General features: G+C 71.7%; 7 protein-coding genes. 5 read left to right on the forward strand and 2 right to left on the reverse strand.

The window, feature by feature from the left end:
• A partial coding sequence (locus CA984_RS42775) for an RNA-guided endonuclease InsQ/TnpB family protein (RefSeq protein WP_165781631.1) occupies positions 1-557 on the forward strand: 557 nt, incomplete at its 5' end.
• A 91-nt stretch (positions 558-648) separates the two neighbouring features.
• Here the strand turns inward: CA984_RS42775 and CA984_RS48965 are convergent.
• A complete protein-coding gene (locus CA984_RS48965) occupies positions 649-771 on the reverse strand; it encodes a hypothetical protein (RefSeq protein WP_278249108.1) in 123 nt (40 codons plus the stop codon).
• A gap of 68 nt (positions 772-839) precedes the next feature.
• Here CA984_RS48965 and CA984_RS46845 point away from each other — a divergent pair, with 68 nt between their 5' ends.
• On the forward strand, positions 840-1,004 hold the full coding sequence (locus CA984_RS46845; RefSeq protein ID WP_165781632.1) for a hypothetical protein: 165 nt from the start codon (positions 840-842) through the stop codon (positions 1,002-1,004).
• A gap of 18 nt (positions 1,005-1,022) precedes the next feature.
• Here the strand turns inward: CA984_RS46845 and CA984_RS42780 are convergent, their stop codons facing one another.
• Entirely contained in the window at positions 1,023-1,793 is a 771-nt protein-coding gene (locus CA984_RS42780) for a DeoR/GlpR family DNA-binding transcription regulator (protein WP_086579007.1), read from the reverse strand.
• Between the two features lie 104 nt (positions 1,794-1,897).
• Between CA984_RS42780 and CA984_RS42785 the strand changes: the two genes are divergently transcribed.
• The 3 genes from CA984_RS42785 to CA984_RS42795 form a co-directional block, all read left to right on the forward strand.
• A complete protein-coding gene (locus CA984_RS42785) occupies positions 1,898-2,770 on the forward strand; it encodes an SIS domain-containing protein (RefSeq protein ID WP_086579005.1) in 873 nt (290 codons plus the stop codon).
• Positions 2,771-2,806: 36 nt separating this feature from the next.
• A complete protein-coding gene (gene nagA / locus CA984_RS42790; protein WP_086579006.1) occupies positions 2,807-3,940 on the forward strand; it encodes an N-acetylglucosamine-6-phosphate deacetylase in 1,134 nt (377 codons plus the stop codon).
• Positions 3,940-4,392 (forward strand): PfkB family carbohydrate kinase (locus tag CA984_RS42795; RefSeq protein ID WP_242676484.1); only part of this gene is annotated, 453 nt, incomplete at its 3' end. The genes nagA and CA984_RS42795, both read left to right, overlap by 1 nt.

Consider the following 4,392-nt stretch of genomic DNA (forward strand, 5'->3'; position numbering starts at 1 on the left):
GCGGGAGCAGCGTACCTACGACCAGATCGCCCGGGCGGGAGCAGCGTACCTACGACCAGATCGCCCGGCTCCGTGCGAAAGCCAAGCGCAGGGCCGTCGACTGGCAGCACCAGACCACCACCGAACTCGCCGACACGTTCGCTGTGATCAAGGTGGAGAAACTCTCCATCCTCAACATGACCAAATCCGCCAAGGGCACGATCGAAGCCCCGGGCAAGAACGTCGCCCAAAAGGCGGCCCTGAACCGGTCGATCAGCGGCGAGGCGTGGGGCCGGACCGTCACCATGCTCGAATACAAGAGTGCCGACCGGGGCGGGCAGGTCATCAAGGTCCCCGCCCCGGGCACCTCACAGACCTGCCACCGATGCGGCCACCGCGACCCGGCCAGCCGCAACGGAACGGTGTTCGCCTGCGTCAACCCCGCGTGTGGGTGGGTCGGCCACGCCGATACCAACGCCGCGATCAACATCAACAACGCCGACGGACCAGCGGTGTCAGGACGTGGAGACCTCGGGGCTACCCGGTCTGTGAAGCGTCAACCCCCGCGCGCCGCTTGACCGCGACGCGACGGGAGAATCCCCGGCCTTCAGGCCGGGGAGGAGGTCAAGAGTTCCGTATGCAGATCCGCCAACCCGTCCTGTGGATCGCCTACGGGCTGGTCTTCGCGGCGACCGCCGCCGTCTTCGGCCGGACGTACGTGGATCTGAACCTGAGCGGCGGGGAAGGGAACACCCCGAAGACGGCCATGGTCACGTCGGTCGAGTTGCTCATGTCCCTGCTATCCCATCGCTTACAGGTGCCTGCTCGCCGACCGGCTCATCCGGAACCGGCGGCTCGGCATGACCCACGTCCTGGACACGACCCCGGCCGGTCGCACCGGCCTGCTGGTCGGCAAGTATCTCGGCGCGTGCGCAGCCACCGCCGTGCCGCTCGTGCTCGCCTACCTCGGCCGGGCCGTGGCCTACGCGCCCACCGCCGCGACGCCCGGACCGGCCGCGCGGTGACGCCCTCGCCGGGCGGGCTCAGGCGCGGATGACCTTGACGCCCGCGTCGGTGAAGCGGGCCGCGGCCTCGTCGGAGAGGCCCTCTCCGGTGATCAGCGTGCCGATGGCGCCGAGCGGGCAGATGCGGGCGAAGGCACGGTGGCCGACCTTGGAGGTGTCGGCGACCACGACGACCTGGGCGGCCCGGCTGATCAGCAGGTTGTTGACGCTGGCCTCCCCCTCATGGTGGGCCGAGGCGCCCGCCTCGGCGTCGATCCCGTCCACCCCCAGGAAGGCGATGTCGAGCGTCACCTGCTCCAGCACCCCCGACGCCAGCGGGCCGATCAGCTCGTAGGACTGCGGCCTGGCCACGCCGCCGGTCAGCACGATCTTGACGTGCTGGCGCACGGTCAACTCGGCGGCGATGTTCAGCGCGTTGGTGACGATGGTGAAGCCGATCTCCGGATCAGCCCGGACGGCCAGCGCCCGCGCCACCTCCGAGGTGGTCGTGCCGCCGTTCATGCCGACGATGGTCCCGGGCGTCACCAGCCCGGCCGCGGCCTCCGCGATCCGCTGCTTCTCCCCGGCGTGGCGTGCCGTCTTGTAGCGCAGCGGCAGGTCGTAGCTGACGCTCTGGGCGACGGCGCCGCCGCGCGTGCGCATGAGCATCTGCTGCTGGGCGAGCTGGTCGAAGTCGCGCCGGATCGTGGCGGTGGAGACGACGAGCGCCTCGGCCGCCTGCTCCACCGACAGGCGCCCTTCCTGCGAGAGCAGTTCGAGGATCGCGTTCCAGCGCTCATATCGACTCACGGTGAACAGCGTGGCACAGCAAGGGATCAAAACCTACCTCTGCACAATCATGCTCATTTCTGCTATAAATCACTCATAAACGAAGCAAAACGGGGAGGCATGTCGTGACCACGCACACCGAAACCGAGATCGCGTCCCAGCCGGACTGCTGGCGCCGCGCCGTCAGCGAGGTGTCCACCGACGCCCTCCCCCGGCGGGGCGAGCGCGTGGCCGTCGTCGGCTGCGGCACCTCCTGGTTCATCGCCCAGGCCTACGCGGTCCTACGCGAGCGGGCCGGGCACGGCGAGACCGACGCGTTCGCCGCGTCCGAGTTCCCCGCCGGCCGCTCCTACGACCGGGTGCTGGCGCTGACCCGGTCGGGCACCACCACCGAAGTGCTGGAGCTGCTCAGGAGCACCGGCACGGCGACCACCGCGATCACCGCCGACCCGGACACCCCGGTCATGTCCCTCGCCGACGAGGTCGTGGTGCTCGACTTCGCCGACGAGAAGTCGGTCGTGCAGACCCGGTTCGCCACCACCCAGCTCGCCCTGCTCCGCGCCCACCTCGGTGAGGACCTGACCGCCGCGATCGCCGACGCCGAGCGCGCGGTCGCCGACCCGCTCCCCGCCGAGCTGCTCGCCGCCGAGCAGTTCACCTTCCTGGGCCGCGGCTGGACGTACGGCCTGGCCGTGGAGGCCGGGCTGAAGATGCGCGAGGCCTGCCGGGCGTGGACCGAGTCCTATCCCGCGATGGAATACCGGCACGGCCCGATCAGCATCGCCGGGCCGAACCGGGTCACCTGGATGCTCGGCGAGGCCCCGGAGGGCCTGCGGGGCGAGATCGAGGCCACCGGCGGAGCCTTCCTGGAGAGCGCCCTCGACCCGATGGCCGAGCTCGTCAGGGTCCACCGGGTGGCTGTGGCCCGGGCGCACGCCCAGGGCCTCAACCCCGACGAGCCGCTCCACCTCACCAGATCGGTGATCCTCTCCTCCTGACGACCGGTCCTCCCGAGAACCGGAGAGGATGGTGCCATGAGCATCACACTCGCCGACGCCCGCATCGTGACCCCCGAAGGTGTCCACGGAGGCTGGCTCACCATAGAAGACGGCCGTATCACCCACATCGGCCAGGGATCCGCCCCCGGACCCGGCCACAGCCTCTCGGGCCGGTACGTCGTGCCGGGATTCGTCGACATCCACAACCACGGCGGGGCGGGCGGCTCCTTCCCCACCGGCGATCCGGACCAGGCGAGCCGGATCGCCGCCCTGCACTCCCGGCACGGCACCACCACCCTCATGGCCAGCCTGGTCACCGCGACCCTCGACGACCTGGCCGGGGCGACCTCCGCCCTGGCCGACCTGTGCGACGACGGCCTGCTGGCCGGCATCCACTTCGAGGGCCCCTACATCTCCAAGGCCCGCTGCGGCGCGCACAACCCGGCGCTGCTCCGCGAGCCCTCCCCCCGGGAGTTCGGCGGCCTGCTCAGGGCCGGGCGCGGCCACGTGCGGATGCTCACCATCGCCGCCGAGCTGCCCGGCGCGCTGGACACCATCCGGGAGGCGGTCGCGAACAACGTGATCGCCGCGCTCGGGCACAGCGACGCCACCTACGAGCAGACCATCGCGGGCATCGACGCGGGCGGCAGCGTCGCGACCCACCTCTACAACGCGATGCCGCCGCTGCACCACCGCGACCCCGGCCCGATCGCCGCCCTGCTGCAGGACGAGCGCGTCACGATCGAGCTGATCAACGACGGCGTGCACCTGCATCCGGCGATGATGCGCCTGGCCTACGACGTCGCGGGGCCCGGCCGGACCGCGCTGATCACCGACGCCATGGCGGCGGCCGGCATGGGCGACGGCGTCTACGGGCTCGGCCCGATGAAGGTCGACGTCGTGGACGGCGTCGCCCGGCTGGCCGACGGCGGCTCCATCGCGGGCAGCACCCTGACCATGGACGTCGCGTTCCGGCGCAGCGTCCAGCAGGTCGGGCTGTCGCTGCCGGAGGCGGCCGAGGTCGCCTCGCTCACCCCCGCCCGGGTGCTCGGCCTCGCCGACCGCCTCGGCTCCGTCTCCGTCGGCAAGCAGGCCGACCTGGTGGTGCTCACCGGCGACCTGGAGGTCGCCGGTGTCATGAAGCACGGAAACTGGATCACAGAACCCTGATGACCTCACCACCCGCCGTCCGCGGCCCGATCCTCACCGTCACGCTGAACCTGGCCCTCGACGTCACCTATGTGGCCGACGGCGTCGACTGGGACGGCGTCAACCGGGTGCGGACCGTGCACCGGAGGGCGGGCGGCAAGGGCGTCAACGTCGCCAGGGTGCTGGCCGCCCTCGGCCGGGACGTGCTCGTCACCGGCCTGTCCGGCGGCCCGAACGGCCGCGCCGTCGAAGCCGACCTCGCGGCGGCGGGCCTGCCCGCCGCCCTCACCCCGATCGCCGCCGAGTCACGCGCCACCCTGGCCGTCAGCGACCTGGGCCCCGCCCCGTCCGGTACGGCCGCGCGGCGCACGGCGCTGTTCAACGAGCCCGGACCGATGGTGACGGGCGAGGAGCTCGGGCGCTTCCTGCGGGACTACGAGACGCGGCTCGGACGGGCCGGGGCGGTCGTGATC

This window comes from Streptosporangium minutum (assembly GCF_002149035.1).
Taxonomy (GTDB): Bacteria; Actinomycetota; Actinomycetes; order Streptosporangiales; family Streptosporangiaceae; genus Streptosporangium; species Streptosporangium minutum.